Below are 19,206 nucleotides of genomic sequence, written 5' to 3' on the forward strand. Positions count from 1 at the left end.
CCAAGGAAAACCGCCCGGGTCGCACCGGGCGGTTTTTTTATGCGCGCGCATGAGGCGATGGCTGCGATACGGGCCGCGCCGCCAGCTGCGCCGCGCTCGCGTAGATCGTTACGTGCTCGGACGCCAGTTGGCGCAGGTGGTCATAAAACGCCTGCGCGGGTATGCACCACGACGCCGCGTCGCCCACTTGCCCGTTGACGCGCAGGCCGGCGGCATCGAATTCCCGCTGAAAGTACGCGCGCAGATCCTCCCGGCCGGGATGGTCGATGCGGCGCTGTGCGACTGCCGGATCGAAAGGGCGCACGGGCACGTCCCAGCGCCGGCCTGCGTGGTCCAGGCAAGCGAGCAGCCTTGTCTCTTCCTCCCACACGGGTACGGGAAAGGCCTCGCCCATGGCGTCTTCCAGCGCGTGATAGAACGTCACCGGCCCCATGGAAATGCCCAGGCCCAGCACCTTCGCATGGTCGCAGCCGATGAAGCGCTGCCAGGGAGAACCCATGCCGAAGATCGAGGGCGCGCGGTGGTGCGCCTCGGTGAGGTCGGCGGCATGGCGGCCCCACGCGCAGACGGAGTGGGTGGGGTGGATGCTGCGCCGGACACCGGGGCTGGCAAGGAAGGCTTCCGGCAGGCGTCCCATGTGCGTGCCGTGGCGGCGCGGGTCGAATACATAATCGGGCATGGCGCAGGCGGCGCGCACGGTGCCGCCCGGCAGATAGTAGGCGGGCAGCAGCAGGGCGCCTTGCGGGCCGACGGCGTCCTGCAGGGCGGCTATCACGGCTGGCGCGCCGCCTTCCACGTAGCCCAGGCTTTTCAGCGAAGAATGCACGAACAGCGTATCGCCTGGCGCGATGCCCAGCCGCGCCAGGCCGGCAGCCAGCCCGGCGCGCGTCACGTGGGGGGCATTCTGGCGCACATGCCGGGCGCCGGCGGCGCGGCGCCACGCTTCCAGCGCGGCCCTGGCGGCGCGTTTCGCCTGTTCAAGCATCGCCTGTTTCCCGCTCTATTTCCACTTCCAGCAGGTTGGCATCGATGCAGAACTTGGCGGCCCAGTTCAGGTAAGCCCAGGCGCCGTAGTCGCCATCGACGGGAAACGAGCCCTTGACGCCGCCGCGCGCGTGCGCGGGACCGTCGATGCTGACCGCGCGCCGCACGTAGCGGTTCAGGCGGCGCCCCGCGTCGAGGTAGGGCCGCTCGCCCGTGAGCCGATACAGCAGGAACAGACAATGCGCGTTTTGCGCGGAACCCGTGAGGCAGGCGTAGTTCGCTCCCGGCTGGAAGTCCGGGCCGAGGCGGCCGGCCAGGTAGCCGTCGGCCGCCACGGCCCTGGCGACGCTCGTTCCCGTGCGCGCGGCGGCGTCGAGCAGGTCGGCGCGCGCCGAAAAGCGGTGCGCTTCGAGCAGGCCGCGCAAGGCGTAGCCGATGGTATGGGTCAGGGGCAGGAGCGGGTTGTCCAGGCAGTTCGACGCGAACCAGCCATTGGGCCGCTGTTTGGTCAGCGCCCAGTCGACCTGGTGCAAGCCGGCCGCGCCATAGCCGTGGCCCGGCGCGACGCGGTCCGCTTCGAACAGGCCCCACGCCACATGCGTTTCGTAAGCCTTGTCGCCGGCGCTGGCGAACGGCGTCGGATGGCGGCGCCAGCAGCCGTCCGCATCCTGGCTGTCGCGCAGCCAGCTTGCCGCGCGATGCATGGCGTCTGCATAGGCCGCGCCGTACGCCGCCACGCCGGCGGCCAGGCCGAGCAGGATCTGGCCCGTATTGAAAGTGACGGGCACGCGCGGCGTCGAATCGATCTTCCCGCCCTGGAATCCGCCTTGTGCGAACTGGATGGCCAGGCACCAGTCGAGCATGCGCCGCGCGCGCCCGTGCAGCGCATCATCCCTAGCCTCATCGCCCGTGCGCTGCGCCAGGGCGATGAGGGTGGGGATGATGTAGCCGGTGGTCTCCGGGTAGGAGCTCGACCACCCTGTGACCAGGCTGTAGTCGCGCGCGACGCCGCCGTCGTTTGAGCTGGAATGGTCCTGCGCCGCGCATAGCCAGGCCGTGCAGGCCTTGACGACGGCTTGCGGGCCGGGGTCGAAGGCGGGCAGGCCGCGCCGGTCCGACAGCCGCTCCATGCGCGCGGCCGCCGGCAGGCTCGCCTGCGGCGACAGCGTGTTCCTGATCTTCGTGAGCAAGGTGCGCATGGCAGTCATGGCAGTAATGGTCGTAATGGCAGCAGTGGCGTGCTGGTTGGCACAGGCTACTGTAGCGCCGGCAGGCGGCAGGGTTATTGACTTGCCGCAAGGATTGGCCGTCGCATCGCTGCCGCCGGAATTGACGCATAATGGCTACTTCACCGTTGTCGACGAGGCCCGCCATGAACAGCGTCACGCTTGAATACACAGTCGTCACCAATCCCGACGCGTTCGTCGGCTTCAAGTATTACGTGAAGGCGGGGCAGGCATTCGATGCCGATGATTTCGCCTACTCCTACAAGCTGAAACGCTCCGACCTGGACCCGGACAGCGTGCTGGCCACGCGCGAGGCGGCGGCGAATTTGCAGCCGGGCGAGTGGCTGAGCGTGTCGCATTCGATTGCGGCGTAGCGCGCAGGTTGCGGGCTTCCTCCCGTCGTACTTTCGCGGCCCGGCAAGCGAGAGATATCGGCGCTGCGGACCGCAAGACCGGAACCGGCTGTTACGTCGGAAGCCAGTGTCAGGGCCGGGTATCGTCGGCACGGATCTTGTCGAGATGCCCACTTCTGCCTATAATTGAGAATAATTCTCATTAAGTTTGCGCTGCCCGCCAGACCCGCCGCTCCATGTCCGCCGACCACGTCTCCCTGCATGATTTCGATGACATCGCCATTCTGTATCGCCAGCACCATGGCTGGCTGCGCGGCTGGCTGCAGCGCAAGGTGGGCAACGCCTTCGACGCGGCCGACCTGGCGCAGGCCACCTTCCTGCGCGTGCTCGCGCCGCAGGGCATGCAGGGCGTGCAGGAGCCGCGCGCCTACCTGACGACGATCGCCCGCAACCTGCTGATCAACCATGTGCGCCGGCGCGCCATCGAGCAAGCCTACCTCGACGCTCTTGCCCTGATGCCGGAGCCGGTGGCGCCGCCGCCCGAAGTGCGCCTGATGTTCCTCGAACGGCTGGTGGAGCTGGACCGGCGCCTGGCCGGGCTGCCAGCGCAGGCCCGGCAAGCCTTTTTGCTGGTGCAGCTCGACGGCCTGGGGCAGCAGGAGGTCGCCGCCGAACTGGGCATTTCCCTGTCCACCGTCAAGCGCCATCTGGCCAGGGCGGCCCTGCGCTGCTTTTTCCCGGAGCAGCACGATGGATGAAGAGGCAAGCCTCGCCCTTGACGGAACGGCTGTCGCCGCAAGCGTGGCGCCCGCCGTGGCGCGGCGGGCCGTGCAGTGGTGGCTGGCGCTGCAGGGCGGCGACGCCACTGCCGCACAGCTGCAGGCATGGCAGCGCTGGCGCGCCGAGGAAGCCGAACATGAGCGGGCCTGGCAGCGTATCGAAGCGGTCAGCGGCCAGCTGGCCGGCATTCCGCCGCCGCTGGCCAGCGCCGCCCTGGCCGCGCCCGCAGGCGCCCTGGCCGCGCCCGCAGGCGCCCAGCGGCGCCGCGCGGTGCGCCTGCTCACGGCACTGGTGGTGGCGGGCGGCAGCGCCGCCATGCTGCGCCAGACACCGGCGTGGCAGTCGTGGAACGCCGATGCCAGCACGGCCACGGGCGAGCGGCGCACGGTGCGCCTGCCGGACGGCGGCACGCTGGTGCTCAATACCGATAGCGCCATCCAGCTGCGCTATGACGCCAGCGAGCGCGCGGTGCAGCTGCTGCGCGGCGAGGTGCTGCTGCAGACGGCGCCCGATGCACAGCAGCGGCCCTTCCGCGTGTACACCGCCGACGGCACGGCGCGCGCGCTGGGCACGCGATTCATCGTGCGCCAGCACGCGGGCTTCGTGCAGGTGGGCGTGCAGGAGGGGGCCGTCGAGCTGCGGCCTGCGGCGGCCGACGGCCAGCCCCGCGTGCTGCGGGCGGGCGAGGAGGGCAGTTTTACGCGCGACGGCGTGGGCGCGGCGCATGCGCTCGATGCCGGCGCCGGTGCCTGGGCGGACGGCATGCTGGTCGCCGCGCACATGCGCCTGGACGATTTCCTGCTGGAGTTGTCGCGCCACCGGCGCGGCCACCTGGGATGCGATCCGGCGCTCGCGCACATGCTGGTGTCGGGCGCCTATCCGCTGGCCGATACCGACAGGGTGCTATTGGCGCTGGTGGAAGCCTTGCCCGTCGAGCTGCACTACCTGACGCGCTACTGGGTCACCGTGCGGCCGCGCGCGGCGAAAAAATAAACTGAAAATACATGGACTGTTTTTGCACGCTGCCTTGTCAAGGGAAGTGAGGGCGCAGGTATTGGCCCGTTCCACCCATCCCATGATACGAAGGCATGCCATGAACAACCGCAGCACATTCCCCCCATCCACGCGCTTGCTGGCCATGACGCCGCTGGCCCACCTGGTGCACGCCCTGTGCCTGGGCGCACTGGCCAGCCTGGCCGGCGCGCCGGCGCAGGCGCAAACGGCCGGACAGGCCGAGTCCTTGCGCCATTACGCCATCCCGGCCGGGCCGCTGGAAGCGACATTGAACCGGCTGGGACGTGAAGCGGGCTTGCTGATCGCCTTTGGCTCGGCCGCGACGGAAGGGCTGCGCAGCGGCGGCGTCACTGGCAGCTACACGGTGGACGACGCGCTGGCGCGGGCGCTGGCCGGCACCGGGCTCGCTGCCGTGCGCACGGCCGGCGGCGGCTACGCGCTGCGTGCCGCCGCATCCGCTGCCGGCGGGGCGGCGGACGGCGTGCAGATGATGGCGCCCGTGACCATCAGCGCGCAGGCGGAAGGAGAAAACCCGTGGGGCAGGGCCAGCGGCTATGTGGCGCGGCGGGGCAGCACGGCCACCAAGACCGACGCTTCCCTGCTGGAAGTGCCGCAATCGGTCTCCGTCATCACGCGCGACCGCATGGATGACCAGGGGGTGCGCACCCTGAACGACGCCATCCAGTACACGGCCGGCTTGCGCAGCAACACGGCAGGCGCCAATCCTGCCGACGATAGCCTGTCGGTACGGGGCTTCAGCCAGTTTTCGGGCGCGTTCTACCTGGACGGCATGCGCCTGATGCCGATGGGGACGCTGGGCTTTTTCGGCGTGGAGCCGTACGGCGCCGAGCGCGTGGAAGTGCTGAAGGGGCCTTCGTCCGTGTTGTACGGCCAGAATGCGCCGGGCGGCATCGTCAATTTCGTCGCCAAGCGCCCCGCGGCGGACCAGGTAAACCAGGTCGAACTGTCGCTCGGCAGCTATGCGCGCAAGCAGCTGGCCCTCGACGTGGGCGGCAAGCTGGCCGACGACGGCAGCCTGCAGTACCGGCTGGTGGGGCTGGCGCGCCAGGCGGACCAACAGATCGATTACATGCAGGACGACCGCTACTATCTGGCGCCCAGCCTGACGTGGGCGCCGAGCGCCCGCACCAGCATCACCTTATTGGGCTTTTTTCAGCAGAATCGCGCCATGCAATCGTCGAACGTGCAGTGGGAAGCCTTGAACGGCAGCAATCCCAACGGCCGCCTGCCGCTGACGCGATTCCTGGGCGAGCCCGGCTTCGACCACGAGGAAACGCGCGTCGCGTCGGCGGGCTACGCGGCGCGCCACACGTTCGACAGCGGGTGGACGCTCCGGCAGAACTTCCGCTTCCTGCACGCGAATAACCATGAACAGTATATGTTTCGTTACGGCAACTTAATCGACCATGCGGTCACCAACCGCGAGATCGATACGCGCGACGGCAAGGGCAGCGTGTACTCGCTCGACACCAGCGTGACGGGTCAGGTGGCGACGGGCGCGCTGCGCCATGAGGTGGTTGCCGGCATCGATTACAGCCGCAGCAGTACTTCGTTCAGCTCGTATATCGCCGACGGTCCGCAGATCGATATCTACCGCCCCGTCTACGGTGGCGCGCTGGACCTGGCGGCGCTGGCGCCCGATGCCCTGCGCCGCGAGCACAACCGGCAGCTGGGCGCCTACCTGCAAGACCGCATGCAGTACCGTCAATGGGTCTTCACCGTGGGCGGGCGCCAGGACTGGACGCGCCAGGAACAGCGCAATCTGCTGGTATCGCCGTCGACCACGACGGTGCGCAAGCCCACGGCATTCACGGGCCGCGCCGGCATCACTTACCTGGCGGCGAACGGCCTGGCGCCTTACGCCAGCTACAGCGAATCGTTCTCGCCCGTCTCCGGCGCCGACCGTCTTGAGCGTCCGTTCGAGCCGGAAACGGCCCGGCAAGTGGAGGTCGGCGTGAAATACGCGCCTGGCGCGCATCTGTCCGTGACGGCCGCCGCATTCGAACTGCGCCGCCAGAACGTGCTGACGACGGACCCGGACGACCCGAATTTCTCCATCCAGCAGGGAGAGGTGCGCTCGCGCGGCATCGAACTGGAAGTGGCGGCGCAGCCGGGCAGCCAGCTGAAACTGCTGGCGTCCCTCACCTACAACCCCCTGAAGGTGACGAGGGCGAATCCGGACATGTGGGGCACGAACGTGCAGGGCAAGTCGCCGTATGAAGTGCCCCGGCAGATGGCTTCCGCGTGGGCCGACTACGCCTTCGTTGGCGGCTTGCGCGGGCTGTCGGCCGGCGCCGGCGTGCGCCACGTGGGCGCCAGCTGGGGCGACGCGGAGAACACCTTCCAGGTGCCCGCGTTCACCTTGGCCGACCTGTCGCTGCGCTATGACCTGGGGCAGGCGCGCAGCGACTGGCGCGGCTTGAGTGTGAGCATGACGGTGAAGAACCTGTTTGACAAATACCATGTCGCCTCGTGTTTTTCGGCGCGGGCCTGCAATTACGGCGAGCAGCGCAATGTCGGCGTGCGCGTGGCCTACCTCTGGTAGCGCGCAGCCTTACGCCGGCGCAAACCAGGCGCGCAATTCCGCCTCGGCCCTCTGCGCCGTCTCCTGCGTCAGGGTCAGCACGATGATTTTTTCCCGTGCCGGGCGGTGCCCGTCGCCGCTGGCCAGTTCGATGGCCTGTTCGAAGCTCGTGTAGCCGTGGCCGCATTCATGCGGGCATTGCTGCACGATGCGGGCCGCCTTGCCGGCGTGCCGGTCCGCCAGGTTGACGATGGGATTGCCGTCATAAAACGGCTGGCCATTGGCGAACGCGGTGCGCAGATACGGCGCGCATTGGCCGTCGAGGAAGGCCAGGCGCGCCTGCCACCAGGCCTCTGCCGCCGCATACGCGGCATGGTCCTCGAGGAAATCGGCAAACAGGAAATCGTCCATCGTATTTTCGCGGCTAGATGCCGAACACTTTCAATATCGCGTCCGTGAACCCCTCGAACCAGCTGCCCGCCTTGCCCGGCTGCTTGCCGTGGCGCGGGGTTTCTTCGTACAGGTAGACGCCGTGCTTGCCGTCGAAGCGGTCGTTGAGCAAGGCTTGCTGGCCGCGCAGATACGGGATGAAGGTTTCGCTGCGCAGGGTCGAATACAGCACGTCGGTGGTGAAACCCAGGGTGGCTGACTGGCTGATGGAGCGTCCCTGGCCGGCCCGTTCCAGGCGCACGCCGCGGCAGCCGCGCACGAGCAGCGTGACGGGGCCGCGAAAGACGATGAAGCGCAGCTGCAGGGTGAGCCAGGCATGCAGGCTGCCCAGGCGCCAGTGGCTCGATATCGCCAGCGGCTGATTCGAGTCGCAGACCAGGCCCACGAGTCCCCGTGGCTGGAAGACCAATGCGCTGCCGGCCGGCAGGTGGACGACGGCCACTTCCAGCAGCGGGTCGTCGCTGGCGGATATCGTCACGCACGCTTCCTCGCCGCTGTGCAGGCGGGTCAGCGCCACCATGCCGGCGGCCAGGCTGGTGAACGGGAAGCGCCAGTCCAGCAGCCATTGCGTGCGCTTGGTGCTGCTGACGGGCGACGATTGCAGGTATTCGGGATGGATCAGCATCTGCTGCCCGGGCTGCAGCAGCAAGCCCTGCGAGACGGCGGAGATGCGCGATTCGCCCTGCGGCGGCAGTGGCAGTGAACTGCCCGCGACTTGCAGTTCGCGCGCGATCGACAGCGGCGGCAAACGGGAAGCGACGGGCGCCAGCACGAAGTAAAAGAAGGCCTTGATGGCGGCGGGCAGCAGGATGGCCGACAGCACCAGCAGGGCGGCCGTGGGCGCCACGTCCATGACGGGCGCGCGCCAGCGCCCGATCCAGTTGCGCGCCAGTTGTCCTTCGCCCGCCGCGATGGCCTTTTGCACGGGCGCCAGGGCGGCGCTCAAGGCTTGCTCGTCGATGGCAAATGGGGCCGGACGGGCGGCGTTGCCGGTGCGGGTGCGCTGCGCCGCCCAGGCCTGGTAGGCTTGCAGGTTGATGTCGCGCAAACGCTGCCCCTGCGCTTCCAGCTGCGACAGCTGTGCGTAGGCGTCGCTGCCGGGCAGGCGCGCCGCCAGCGGGTGCTGCGTTTCCAGTTGCCGGCGCTGGCGCAGATTATTTTGCAGTGCAGCATATGCGCCCACGTGTTCCGCATGCAGGCGCGCCAGCGTGTGCCGCGCATCTTCGCCGCTGACCGCCGCTTGCAGGGCCGTCAGATAGCGGGCTTCCTGCGCCAGCACTTCGATCTCCACGCGGCGCGCCGCTTCCTCCTGCGCATGCCGGGCCAGGGTGCTCGCGTCGGGCAGGGGAAGGGTGAACAGCGACGCTTGCTGCCGCGCACGCAAGGCCGTCAATTGCGCCTGCACTTGCGCCAGGCGCGCGGCGATGGCCGCGTGCGAGGTCTTTTGCAGGGCGTTGACCCGCGCCGTGGCGGCAGCGGCCAGGCCGGCGCCATGGCTGTCGGCGCCCTCGGCGGCCAGCCTGAGCACGGCGACAGCCTCGCTGCCGGCGCTGTAGGCGCGCCATTCGGCCAGCAGCAGGCGTCCGGCCAGCAGGATGACGATGAACAGCGCGAACTGCAGCGCGTGGCGCAGCAGGAAGCGCAGGATGGCCGTCAGCAGCTGGCGCAAGGAGGAGTCGCCTTAGGTGGCCGCGCTATCGGCGTCGGCGCAGCATTTCTTATACTTCTTGCCGCTGCCGCAGTGGCACGGGTCGTTGCGGCCCGTCTTCGGCACTTCGCGCAGGACGGTGGCGCCGGGCTGGCTTTGGGCCTGGCTTTTCAGGTGGCGCTGGCGCGCCCAGGCGGCGTTGATGGCGATCACGGACGGAATCACGCCATCCATGGCCGTTTCGGCCGCATCGTCGTCGAGCTCGCTGGCCGTGGCCAGGTACTGGAACGGCGCCAGGTACTCCGGGTGGCTGACGGCCAGGGCCGCCCACTGGGGCTTGTCCAGGCTCGTGCCAAGGACAAAGCCGGCGCACCAGGCGGGCACGCTCCATTCGGGGCCGCAGACGTAGATGGGCTCGAAGCTGTCCGGGTCCTTCGCCAGCCATTCGACCATGTAGGCGTGGTGGCGCTGCGCCAGGCTGGCCGCCCGTTCGCTGGCCTCGTCCTGTGCCGGCAAGGCGCTGCCGGCCGCCTTGTCCCAGACCCAGGGCAGCCATTGTTCCGACGCGATCTGTTTCGGGCTCAGGGCGACGGCCGTGAGAAAACCTTCCAGCATCGACACGTCCATGGCACGGCCGGCCAGGGCGGGCGCGGCCAGCAGGGTGTCGAGTTCGGCGTATTCGTCGTCGGAGAGGGGCGTGGTGGTGGAGATGCTGGACATGGAATTTTTCAGTAATGTGGGTGGATGGCCGCTGGCCCTGGCGGTATTGTACCGTCCGGCACGGGGGAAACGGCTGCCGAATGAAAAACGGCGGCCCGCAGGCCGCCGTTTTGATCTACAACAAGACGCTTACTTCACGCCGTGCATCAGTTTGTTGATCAGCGGTGCGATCAGGAACAGGATCACGCCGGCGCCCAGCAGGGACCAGAAGCCGAAGGTGTAGCCGGACAGGGCCGACTGTACCGACATGCCGCTTTCGCCGCTGACGTGGCTGGCGAAGATGCCGGACAGGTTGTTGCCGATACCGGTCGACAGGAACCAGCCGCCCATGCCCAGGCCGACCAGGCGTACTGGCGCCAGCTTGGTGACCATCGACAGGCCGATAGGCGACAGGCACAGCTCGCCGATCGATTGCAGCATGTACACGGTCGCCAAGGTCCAGAACGGGATCTTGTTGTCGGCGCCAACCAGGCTCGACAGTGCGAAGATCAGCAGGCCGAAGGCCAGCGCATTGCCCAGCAAGCCCAGGCCGAATTTACGCGGGATCGATGGATTGACGTTGTGGCGCGCCAGGAAGACCCAGACGGCGGCGATGATCGGCGCAAAGACGATGATGGCGACCGAATTGACGGTCTGGAAGTAGGCGGTCGGGAAGATGGCAAAGCCCAGGTCGCGGTTGACGATCTTGTCGGCCAGGAAGGTAAACGAGCTGCCTGCCTGTTCGAAGAACATCCAGAACAGGATGTTGAAGACGAAGATCAGCAGCATGGCGATGACGCGGTCGCGCGCCACTTTACCGTTGCGTATGCCTTCGATCATCAGCATCACGGCCAGGCCGACGAACAGCACGGTCAGGACGATTTGCAGCTTTTCAGCGCCGACGGTCAACAGGAAGTACATCAGCGGGATCACGCACAGGGAGCCGACGGCCACCCAGACGACGCGCATCGGGCTGCCGGCACCGGCTTCCGGTGCGCCGATGCCCTTCAGGGCGCGGCGGCCGATGGCGAACCATACCAGGCTGATCAGCATGCCGAAACCGGAGGCCATGAAGACCATCTTGTACGCAGGCATGTCGCTGGTGCCGAAGATCGACCCGGCCAGCCATTGCGTAAAGACAGGGGCGACCATGGCGCCCATGTTGATACCCATGTAGAAGATCGTGAAACCGCTGTCGCGGCGCGGATCGGCCGTCGTGTACAGCTTGCCGACCATGGTCGAGATGTTCGGCTTGAACATGCCGTTACCGACGATCATGGTGGCCAGGCCCAGGTTGAAGATGTCCTGGTTCGGTACCGAGATGCAGAACAGGCCGGCAGCCATGAAGACGGCGCCCAGCAGGATGGAGCGCTGGTAACCGATGACCCGGTCGGCGATGTAGCCGCCGAACAGGGCGCCGGCGTACACCAGCGCGAGGAAGGAACCGTAGGTAAGGTTGGCCGCTGCCTGTCCCGAACCGTCGCCGCCGTGGAACTGGGCCACGATGTACAGTACCAGCGCCCAGCGAACTCCGTAGAACGCGAAGCGTTCCCAGAATTCAGTCATGAACAACATCCACAATGGGCTTGGATGGCCCATAATCTGCTTGAACTCGGGAATAACGGCTTCCTTGTTGGGCGTAGTCGCACCGCTCATGCGGTTCCTCCTGAAAAATTATTATAGTCAATCGATACAACGAACTTATGGAAGCCTGCGGGCGGCGGGGACTCTCATGAAGAACCTCACGCACGGGAATTCCAATAGGCTGGCATTCTAATCTACAAATTGCGCTGAGCGAAGATTTCGATTCGCATTAGCAAGAATGACTGTTTCATATTGGTCAAACCGGTTTGCAGGCAAGGGAGGCCCCGGCGATTTTGCGGCGGCACAGCACAACTTGCCTGACTTGTCGTATATTGAGGCTGCAAGACCTTCGAGCATCGATTTTTAAAGGGATTTTTCGCATTATGGAACACGACGTTATCGATACTCTGGTTTCACCGGAAGGCCGCCTGGACGTGCTCTCCAAGACTGAAGTCAACAAACTGCTCGACACCAGCCAGGGCGGCCTGTACAACACTTTCCGCCGCTGCGCGCTAGCGGTCCTGAATTGCGGCAGCACCATCGACGATGGCCGCGCCCTGCTGGAGCGCTACCAGTCGTTTGAAATCTCCATCATCCAGCGCGAGCGCGGCATCAAGCTCGACATCAAGGGTGCGCCGGCCATCGCCTTTGTCGACGGCAAGATGATCAAGGGCATCCACGAGCACCTGTTTGCCGTGCTGCGCGACATCATCTTCGTCAGCGATGAAGTGACGGGCAACCCGAAATTCGACTTGCAGAGCACGGAAGGCGTGACGGATGCCGTCTTCCACATCCTGCGCAACGCCAACGTGCTGCAAACCCAGCTCAACCCGAACCTGGTCGTGTGCTGGGGCGGCCACTCGATCAACCGCGCCGAATACAATTATTCGAAGGAAGTGGGCTACCAGCTGGGCTTGCGCGGCCTCGACATCTGCACCGGTTGCGGCCCTGGCGCCATGAAAGGCCCCATGAAGGGCGCCACCATCGGCCACGCCAAGCAGCGCCTGCACAATGGACGGTATCTCGGCATCACCGAGCCGGGCATCATCGCGGCCGAGTCGCCGAACCCCATCGTCAACGACCTCGTCATCATGCCGGACATTGAAAAGCGCCTGGAAGCGTTCGTGCGCGCGGGCCACGGCATCGTCGTGTTCCCCGGCGGCGCCGGCACGGCCGAAGAGATTCTGTACATCCTCGGTATTTTGTTGCACCCAGACAATGCCGAGATTCCATTCCCGCTGATCTTCACGGGTCCGGAAACGTCGCGCGAGTACTTCGTGCAGATCAACCAGTTCATCAGCGACACCCTGGGTCCGGAAGCGCAGCAGCGCTACAAGATCATCATCGACGACCCGGAACTGGTGGCGCGCGAAATGCTCGAAGGCATCCGCCAGGTGCGCGAATTCCGCAAGGCGCACAGCGACGCGTATTACTTCAATTGGCTGCTGAAGATCGACCACGAATTCCAGAAGCCGTTCCAGCCCACGCATGAAAACATGCGCAACCTGAGCCTGCACAAGAACCAGCCCACGCACTTGCTGGCGGCCCAGCTGCGCCGCGCGTTTTCGGGCGTGGTGGCGGGCAACGTCAAGGATGACGGCATCCGCTCGATCGAAAAGCACGGCAACTTCGAGATCCACGGCGACAAATCCATCGCTGGCCCCATGGATGCGCTGCTGGCCTCGTTTGTTGCGCAGCACCGCATGAAATTGGCGGGCACGGCGTACGTGCCTTGCTATACCGTGGTCCAGTAAGTCGTTTTTCAAGCAGCGCCGCCCGCCCCCTGCGTTTGCGGGGGGAGGGCGGCGCCTTTTCATCCGCGTTCCCAGCCATGCCCCCATCGTGTTCCTTCGCCGCCACAGGCAATCAAATCGCTTGCGTCATCGATTCGTGGGTGCTATCTTTGGAACCGGTTCCAAAATAAAAATATGCATATCAACAGGTAGTGGAGAGCAACCTTGGATTCAGTACGCGGCAATACAAAGACAGTCTCCGGCGAGCCGGCACGACCCGTGACGATCGCCCAGGTGGCGCGCGAGGCGGGCGTGTCGAAGACGAGCGTGTCGCGCTTTCTCGGCGGCGAACTGGACGCCCTGTCCGAAAACATCCGCCAGCAGATCACCAGCACCATCGCGCGCCTCGGCTACCAGCCGAACCAGATGGCGCGCGGCCTCAAGCGCGGCCGCACGCGCCTGATCGGCATGGTCGTGGCGGACATGCTGAACCCCTACACGGTGGCCGTGCTGCAAGGCGTGGAAGCGGCTTGCCAGCAACATGGCTATACCTTGATCTTGTGTAATACCGGCAATGACGAACAGCGCGAACGCCAGTCGCTTGCCGCGCTGCGCTCGTACAGCGTGGAAGGGCTGATCGTCAACACGCAGGGGCGCAACATCCAGTCGTCCGACTTGCAGCAGGCGGGCATGCCCATCGTGCTGGTCGACCGCCGCATCGAGGGCGTCGATTTCGACCTGGTGGGCCTGGACAATGTGCAGGCTGGCCGGCTGGCCACCGCGCATCTGATCGAACAGGGTTTCGACGCCATCGCCTTCGTCGCGCCGCCCTTGACGGGCGTCAGTTCGCGCCTGATGCGCGCCGAGGGTTTCCAGGCCGTGATGGCCGAGCATCCCGGTTGCGTGGGCGAAGTGCTGGCGGTGGACCTGGACGACCGGCCCTCCATCGACGCGCAGGTGCGTCTATGCCTGGCGCAGTGGCGCGGCCGCCGCGTGGCGCTGCTGGCGTCGAACGGCATGGTGGCGCTGGAACTGGCGCTGATGCTGCAGCGCCTCGAATTGCGCATGCCGCAAGACGTGGGCTTGCTGGGTTTTGACGAATTGCCGTGGTCGCCGCTGGCGGGCCTGAGCACGATCGAGCAGCAGACGTACGAGATCGGCTTTTCGGCGATGACGTGCATGCTGTCGCGCCTGCAGGGCGATCAGTGCCCGCCGCGCGAGGTGCTGTTGCCAGGCAAGTTGATTGTGCGCAATTCCACCCGGAGCGGGGAAGTGCGCAAGGACGGCGATTGACGGAAGAGGGCGTACGCCCTTTTTTTTGGGAAGGTAATGGAACCGGTTTCATGAATTGTATTCACCCTGGAAAGGGGCGTGGATAGTCAGGGAGGGCAATGGCAGGAGGTTGGTACGACACGGCAAGAGACGATCTGAATCGTCCATTTGACAATATTCCCGCAAGTGCCTCGACGAGGCCGGCAGCGGGATCACAGGAGACGGAAACATGAAGATGACCACACTGTTCTATTCGAAAATACTGGCTTGCGCACTGGCAGCCACGTGCGCCCTGGGCGCGGCGGCCGACGCCGGCGCGCAGACGCTTGGCGACTTGATCAAGAAAGGCAAGCTGACCATCGGCGTGGTCAGCGGCACGCCGCCGTTCGGCAGCATCGACGCCAAGGGCGCGCCCGTCGGCTATGACGTCGACGTCGCCAACCTGATCGGCAAATACCTGAACCTGCCCGTGGAAGTGGTGCCGTTGACGGCGCCGTCGCGCGTGCCGTCGCTGGAGTCGGGCAAGGTCGATTTCCTCGTGGCAACTTTGGCGCCCACGCCGGAACGGGCCAAGACCCTGATGTTCACCATGCCCTACAGCGCGTTCGAACTGGCCATCGTCGCGCCGGTCGGCGGCAAGCTCAAGGCCCTGGCCGACTTGAAGGGCAAGAAGGTGGGCGTGACGCGCGGCACCACGAATGACACGGCGCTGAGCCGCATGGCTCCGGCCGGCACCAGCATCGTGCGTTTCGAAGATGACGCCACCGTCACCCAGGCCTTGCTCAGCAAGCAGGTCGACGCCGTTTCGATCCCCAGCACGATGGCGCTCGACATCATCAAGACGCGCGGCGTGGGCAAGATCGAGGTCCGCTTCGCCTACTCGCTGCAGCCCAACTCGATGGCCGTGCGCCGCGGCGACTTCGAGCTGCACCAGTGGCTCAACAACTTCATCTACTACGTCAAGCTGAATGGCGAACTCGATGCCATCGCGCGCAAGTGGAGCGGCGCGCCGCTGCCGGCGCTGCCGACCTTCTGATACCGCGACCCGCACAGGGAGAGTGTTCGTCCGCACGGCGCGCCGCCATGGTGGCGCGGCCGGGGATGCGCACGTAGACAAGGAGTTGAGTATGCCGTATGAATTTCATTTCGAACTCGTCATGCAATCGCTGGACCGCCTGCTGTGGGGCGCGGCGCTGACGATACGCCTGAGCGCCCTGTCCATGGTGCTGGGGCTGGCGGTGGGCGTGTGCGCCGCCGTCATCCTGAAGAACGGTCCCGCCTATGCCCGCGCGGCCGTGCGCGCGTATGTCGAGGTGATCCGCAGCACGCCGTTCCTGGTGCAGCTGTTCATCATCTACTTCGGCTTGCCGTCGCTGGGCCTGCAGCTCGACGCGAACGGCGCCGCCCTGGTCGCCATGACGGTCAACCTGGGCGCCTACGCGGCGGAAATCGTGCGCGCCGGCATCGGCGCCGTGCATCCGTCGCAGCTGGAAGCGGCCCAGGCGCTGGGCATGACGCGCTGGCAGGTGATGCGCCACGTGGTGCTGCTGCCGGCGCTGGAAAAGGTGTATCCGGCGCTGGCCAGCCAGTTCACGCTGATGATGCTCGCCTCGAGCGTCGTGTCGGCCATTTCCGCCGAAGAGCTGACCGCCGCCGCCCACCTGCTCGACGCGGAAACCTTCCGCAGCTTCGAGATCTACATCGTCGTGATGGTGCTGTACATCCTGCTGGCCCTGCTGTTCCGCTTCGGCTTCTGGGTGCTGGGCCAGATCGTCTTCAAACGCCGCCGCCGTCTGGGCGCGGTGCGCATGGGAGCATGACATGATCAGTGACTTTTCCTGGGATAACCTGCAATTCCTGCTCGAGGCCACGCGCTGGACCATCGGCCTGTCGCTGATCGTCTTTATCACGGGCGGCATCGCCGGCTTCGCGGTGGCGCTGCTGCGCACGGCGCGCAGCCGATTCCTGCGCTGCATCAGCGCCCTGTACATCCAGCTGGTCCAGGGCACGCCCGTGCTGATCGTGCTGTTTTTGACCTATTACGGGCTGGCCCTGTTCGGCTACAAGCTGTCGCCGGTCATCGCGGCCGGCGCGGCGATGACGATCTTTGCCAGCGCCTACCTGGGCGAGATCTGGCGCGGCTGCATCGAAGGCGTGCAGCGGCAGCAGTGGGAGGCGTCCGCCGCGCTGGCGCTGAACCGCTACCAGCAGCTGCGCTACGTCATCCTGCCGCAGGCGCTGCGCCATTCGCTGCCGCCGACGGTGGGCTTCATGGTGCAGATCATCAAGAACACCTCGATCACCTCGATCATCGGCGTGGTGGAACTGACGCGGGCAGGGCAACTGGTCAGCAATGCGACCTTCCTGCCTTTCATCGTCTTCCCCATCGTCGCCCTGATCTACTTCGCGCTGTGCTATCCGCTGTCGCGCTACAGCCATTCACTGGAAAGGAAATTCCATGCCCATCGTTGAAATCGACCATATCAGCAAGAGCTTCGGCGCCAACCACGTGCTCAAGGGCGTGTCGTTCGCCGTCGAGCGGGGCCAGGTGATCGCCGTGATCGGCCGCAGCGGCTCCGGCAAGAGCACCATGTTGCGCTGTATCAATGGCCTGGAAACCATCGACAGCGGCAGCATCGTCGTGGCCGGCCACACGCTGACGGCGCGCCAGGAACATCTGCTCGACTTGCGCAAGGATGTCGGCATGGTCTTCCAGAGCTACAACCTGTTTCCCCACCTGACCGTGGAAGAAAACGTCATGCTGGCGCCGCGCATCGTCAAGAAGGTGCCCGACGCCCAGGGCCGCGCCACGGCGCTGCGCGTGCTCAAGCAGGTGGGCCTGGACCACAAGCGCGAGGCCTATCCCGAGCAGCTGTCGGGCGGCCAGCAGCAGCGCGTGGCGATCGCCCGCTCGCTGGCGATGGAGCCGCAGGTGATGCTGTTCGACGAAGTGACGTCGGCGCTCGATCCGGAACTGACGCAGGAAGTGCTGAAGGTGATGGAAGAGCTGGCGCAGGCGGGCATGACGATGCTGCTGGTGACGCACGAGATGGAGTTCGCGCGGCGCATGGCCGACGTCACCGTCTTCATGCACCAGGGATTGGTGTGGGAGAGCGGGCCGTCGGAAGCCTTTTTCAGCAATCCGCAAACGCCCGAAGCGCGCCAGTTCGTCGGCGCGGGAGCGATCAAGTGAGCCCCGTCCTGGTGGCGGCGTCGGCCTACGGCGCAAGCAGGGTAAGGCAGCTGGGGCAAAGCCAGTTCATCGACGTGGTGGCCGATGCGGGCGGCGCCGGCATCGAGATCCGCCGCGAACTGTTTACTTCCGACTTGCCGGACCTGGCGCGCATGGGCGCGGCGGTGGCCGCGCGCGGCCTGTACTGCGTGTATTCCACGCCCATCGAATTGTGGGGCGCGGACGGATTGCCGCAGCACGCGCTGCTGCAGCAGATGCTGGACGAGGCGGCGCGGCTGGGCGCGCGCTACCTGAAGGTGTCGCTCGGCCATTACCCGGCCACGCCGGAGCTGGCGGCCTTGCACGCCCAACTGGCGGCGGCGCCCGTGGCGCTGCTGGTGGAAAACGACCAGACGGCCCACGGCGGCAAGCTGGCGCCGATGGCGCGCTTCCTGGCGGCGGCGGACGAAGCGGGGCTGCCGGTGGGGCTGACCTTCGACATCGGCAACTGGCGCTGGGTGGGCGAGGATGCGCAGCAGGCGGCGCGCCTGCTGGCGCCGTACGTGCGCTATGTGCATTGCAAGGCTGTCCTTGACGACGGCGGAAGGCTGTCCGCCTGCGCCGTTTCCGACGCCGATCCGGCCTGGCGCGCCGTCTTCGCGCATTTTGCGCCGGGCGTGCCGCGGGCCATCGAATTCCCGCTCGAGGGCGCCGACCTGGTGGCCGAAACGGGCCGCTACATTCAGATGCTGGAGGCCGCATGATGGCGCAGGAATCGAATCGAGGGGCGCACGCCCTCGACGTCGTCACCTATGGCGAGGCGATGGCGATGTTCGTTGCCGAGCAAACGGGCGACCTGGCGGCCGTGGCGCATTTCACGCGCCGCCTGGCCGGCGCCGAGACGAATGTCGCCATCGGCCTGGCGCGCCTGGGCTTGCGGGTCGGCTGGCTGAGCCGGGTGGGCGACGATTCCTTCGGCCGCTTCATCCGCGCCAGCGTGCAGGCCGAGGGCGTCGATTGCAGCCGGGTCGTCACCGTCGCCGGCCAGTCCAGCGCCTTCCTGCTCAAGGAAAAGGCCGAGAATGGCGCCGATCCGCTGGTCGAATACTTCCGCAAGGGGTCCGCCGCCAGCCGGCTGGCGCCCGAGCACTTCGACCCCGCTTATTTCCTGTCCGCGCGCCACCTGCACGCCACGGGCGTGGCCGCGGCGCTGTCCGAGACCAGCCTGGCGTTCGCCGGCCAGGCGCTCGATTTCATGCGCGCCAACGGCCGGAGCGTGTCGTTCGACCCGAATCTGCGGCCCTCGCTGTGGCCGTCGCAAGCCGTCATGGTCGAACAGATCAACCGCCTCGCCGCCAAGGCGGACTGGGTGCTGCCCGGCCTGGGGGAGGGAAAAATCCTCACCGGCCACGACCTGCCGCACGACGTCGCCGGCTTTTACCTGCGGCGCGGCGCGCGGCTGGTGGTCGTCAAGCTGGGCGCCGACGGCGCCTATTACCGCACGGCCGAGGGCGACAGCGGCATGGTGCCGGGCGAGCGCGTGGCCAACGTGGTCGACACGGTGGGCGCCGGCGACGGCTTCGCGGCTGGCCTGGTCAGCGCCTTGCTGGAAGGCTTGCCGCTGGCGCAGGCGGTGGGGCGCGGCAACCGGGTCGGCGCCTTCGCCATCCAGGTGGCCGGCGACATGGAAGGCTTGCCGACCCGCGCCCAGCTCGACGCGCCGGTCCCATCTTGAACCGTACAGGG

18 protein-coding genes are annotated in these 19,206 nt (G+C 66.5%); 12 read left to right on the forward strand and 6 right to left on the reverse strand.

What is annotated here, in order from left to right; genetic code table 11:
- Positions 1-37: 37 nt before the first annotated feature.
- The gene (locus CLU94_RS24565) at positions 38-985 is read right to left on the reverse strand and encodes an AAC(3) family N-acetyltransferase (RefSeq protein WP_099667557.1); all 948 of its coding nucleotides are present in this window, start codon (positions 983-985) and stop codon (positions 38-40) included.
- Positions 978-2,183: a hypothetical protein gene (locus tag CLU94_RS24570; RefSeq protein WP_099667558.1), complete on the reverse strand. Its 1,206-nt coding sequence runs from the start codon at positions 2,181-2,183 to the stop codon at positions 978-980. The genes CLU94_RS24565 and CLU94_RS24570 overlap by 8 nt, the downstream gene beginning before the upstream one ends.
- A 173-nt stretch (positions 2,184-2,356) precedes the next feature.
- Here CLU94_RS24570 and CLU94_RS24575 point away from each other — a divergent pair, with 173 nt between their 5' ends.
- From CLU94_RS24575 to CLU94_RS24590, 4 genes are all read left to right on the forward strand, one after another.
- On the forward strand, positions 2,357-2,584 hold the full coding sequence (locus tag CLU94_RS24575) for a hypothetical protein (protein ID WP_077405728.1): 228 nt from the start codon (positions 2,357-2,359) through the stop codon (positions 2,582-2,584).
- Positions 2,585-2,799: 215 nt separating this feature from the next.
- Positions 2,800-3,321 (forward strand): sigma-70 family RNA polymerase sigma factor, encoded by a 522-nt coding sequence (locus tag CLU94_RS24580; RefSeq protein ID WP_099667559.1) that lies wholly within the window; start codon positions 2,800-2,802, stop codon positions 3,319-3,321.
- A complete protein-coding gene (locus CLU94_RS24585) occupies positions 3,314-4,336 on the forward strand; it encodes a FecR domain-containing protein (protein WP_099667560.1) in 1,023 nt (340 codons plus the stop codon). Before CLU94_RS24580 ends, CLU94_RS24585 begins: the two co-directional genes overlap by 8 nt.
- Positions 4,337-4,436: 100 nt before the next feature.
- The gene (locus tag CLU94_RS24590; protein ID WP_257218985.1) at positions 4,437-6,923 is read left to right on the forward strand and encodes a TonB-dependent siderophore receptor; all 2,487 of its coding nucleotides are present in this window, start codon (positions 4,437-4,439) and stop codon (positions 6,921-6,923) included.
- Between the two features lie 9 nt (positions 6,924-6,932).
- On the opposite strand, the gene CLU94_RS24595 is transcribed toward CLU94_RS24590, so the two are convergent.
- The 4 genes from CLU94_RS24595 to CLU94_RS24610 all read right to left on the reverse strand — a co-directional run bounded on the left by CLU94_RS24595 (position 6,933) and on the right by CLU94_RS24610 (position 11,355).
- Positions 6,933-7,313 (reverse strand): hypothetical protein, encoded by a 381-nt coding sequence (locus tag CLU94_RS24595; protein WP_099667561.1) that lies wholly within the window; start codon positions 7,311-7,313, stop codon positions 6,933-6,935.
- Between the two features lie 13 nt (positions 7,314-7,326).
- Entirely contained in the window at positions 7,327-9,021 is a 1,695-nt protein-coding gene (locus CLU94_RS24600; RefSeq protein WP_099667562.1) for a hypothetical protein, read from the reverse strand.
- A gap of 12 nt (positions 9,022-9,033) precedes the next feature.
- A complete protein-coding gene (locus CLU94_RS24605; RefSeq protein ID WP_099667563.1) occupies positions 9,034-9,720 on the reverse strand; it encodes a UPF0149 family protein in 687 nt (228 codons plus the stop codon).
- 129 nt (positions 9,721-9,849) lie between these two features.
- Positions 9,850-11,355 (reverse strand): peptide MFS transporter, encoded by a 1,506-nt coding sequence (locus CLU94_RS24610; protein ID WP_099667564.1) that lies wholly within the window; start codon positions 11,353-11,355, stop codon positions 9,850-9,852.
- Between the two features lie 311 nt (positions 11,356-11,666).
- On the opposite strand from CLU94_RS24610, the gene ppnN reads away from it, so the two are divergent.
- The 8 genes from ppnN (at position 11,667) to CLU94_RS24650 (ending at position 19,195) form a co-directional block, all read left to right on the forward strand.
- Complete coding sequence (gene ppnN, locus CLU94_RS24615) at positions 11,667-13,037, forward strand: nucleotide 5'-monophosphate nucleosidase PpnN (protein WP_070254173.1); 1,371 nt, start codon at positions 11,667-11,669, stop codon at positions 13,035-13,037.
- 204 nt (positions 13,038-13,241) lie between these two features.
- Positions 13,242-14,309 (forward strand): LacI family DNA-binding transcriptional regulator, encoded by a 1,068-nt coding sequence (locus CLU94_RS24620; RefSeq protein ID WP_099667565.1) that lies wholly within the window; start codon positions 13,242-13,244, stop codon positions 14,307-14,309.
- A gap of 208 nt (positions 14,310-14,517) precedes the next feature.
- Complete coding sequence (locus CLU94_RS24625) at positions 14,518-15,324, forward strand: transporter substrate-binding domain-containing protein (protein WP_099667566.1); 807 nt, start codon at positions 14,518-14,520, stop codon at positions 15,322-15,324.
- 91 nt (positions 15,325-15,415) lie between these two features.
- Entirely contained in the window at positions 15,416-16,108 is a 693-nt protein-coding gene (locus CLU94_RS24630; RefSeq protein WP_099667567.1) for an amino acid ABC transporter permease, read from the forward strand.
- 1 nt (position 16,109) lies between these two features.
- Positions 16,110-16,760, forward strand: a complete 651-nt coding sequence (locus CLU94_RS24635) for an amino acid ABC transporter permease (protein WP_099667568.1) — start codon at positions 16,110-16,112, stop codon at positions 16,758-16,760.
- Positions 16,747-17,481 carry an amino acid ABC transporter ATP-binding protein gene (locus CLU94_RS24640; RefSeq protein ID WP_099667569.1) on the forward strand — a complete coding sequence of 245 codons (735 nt, stop codon included), beginning with the start codon at positions 16,747-16,749 and terminating at the stop codon, positions 17,479-17,481. Before CLU94_RS24635 ends, CLU94_RS24640 begins: the two co-directional genes overlap by 14 nt.
- Positions 17,478-18,224: a sugar phosphate isomerase/epimerase family protein gene (locus tag CLU94_RS24645; protein ID WP_099667570.1), complete on the forward strand. Its 747-nt coding sequence runs from the start codon at positions 17,478-17,480 to the stop codon at positions 18,222-18,224. The genes CLU94_RS24640 and CLU94_RS24645 overlap by 4 nt, the downstream gene beginning before the upstream one ends.
- The gene (locus CLU94_RS24650) at positions 18,221-19,195 is read left to right on the forward strand and encodes a sugar kinase (RefSeq protein WP_306558481.1); all 975 of its coding nucleotides are present in this window, start codon (positions 18,221-18,223) and stop codon (positions 19,193-19,195) included. The genes CLU94_RS24645 and CLU94_RS24650 overlap by 4 nt, the downstream gene beginning before the upstream one ends.
- The last annotated feature ends 11 nt before the right edge of the window (positions 19,196-19,206 follow it).

It is taken from the genome of Janthinobacterium sp. 13 (assembly GCF_002749695.1).
In the GTDB taxonomy this organism is placed as follows: domain Bacteria; phylum Pseudomonadota; class Gammaproteobacteria; order Burkholderiales; family Burkholderiaceae_D; genus Janthinobacterium; species Janthinobacterium kumbetense.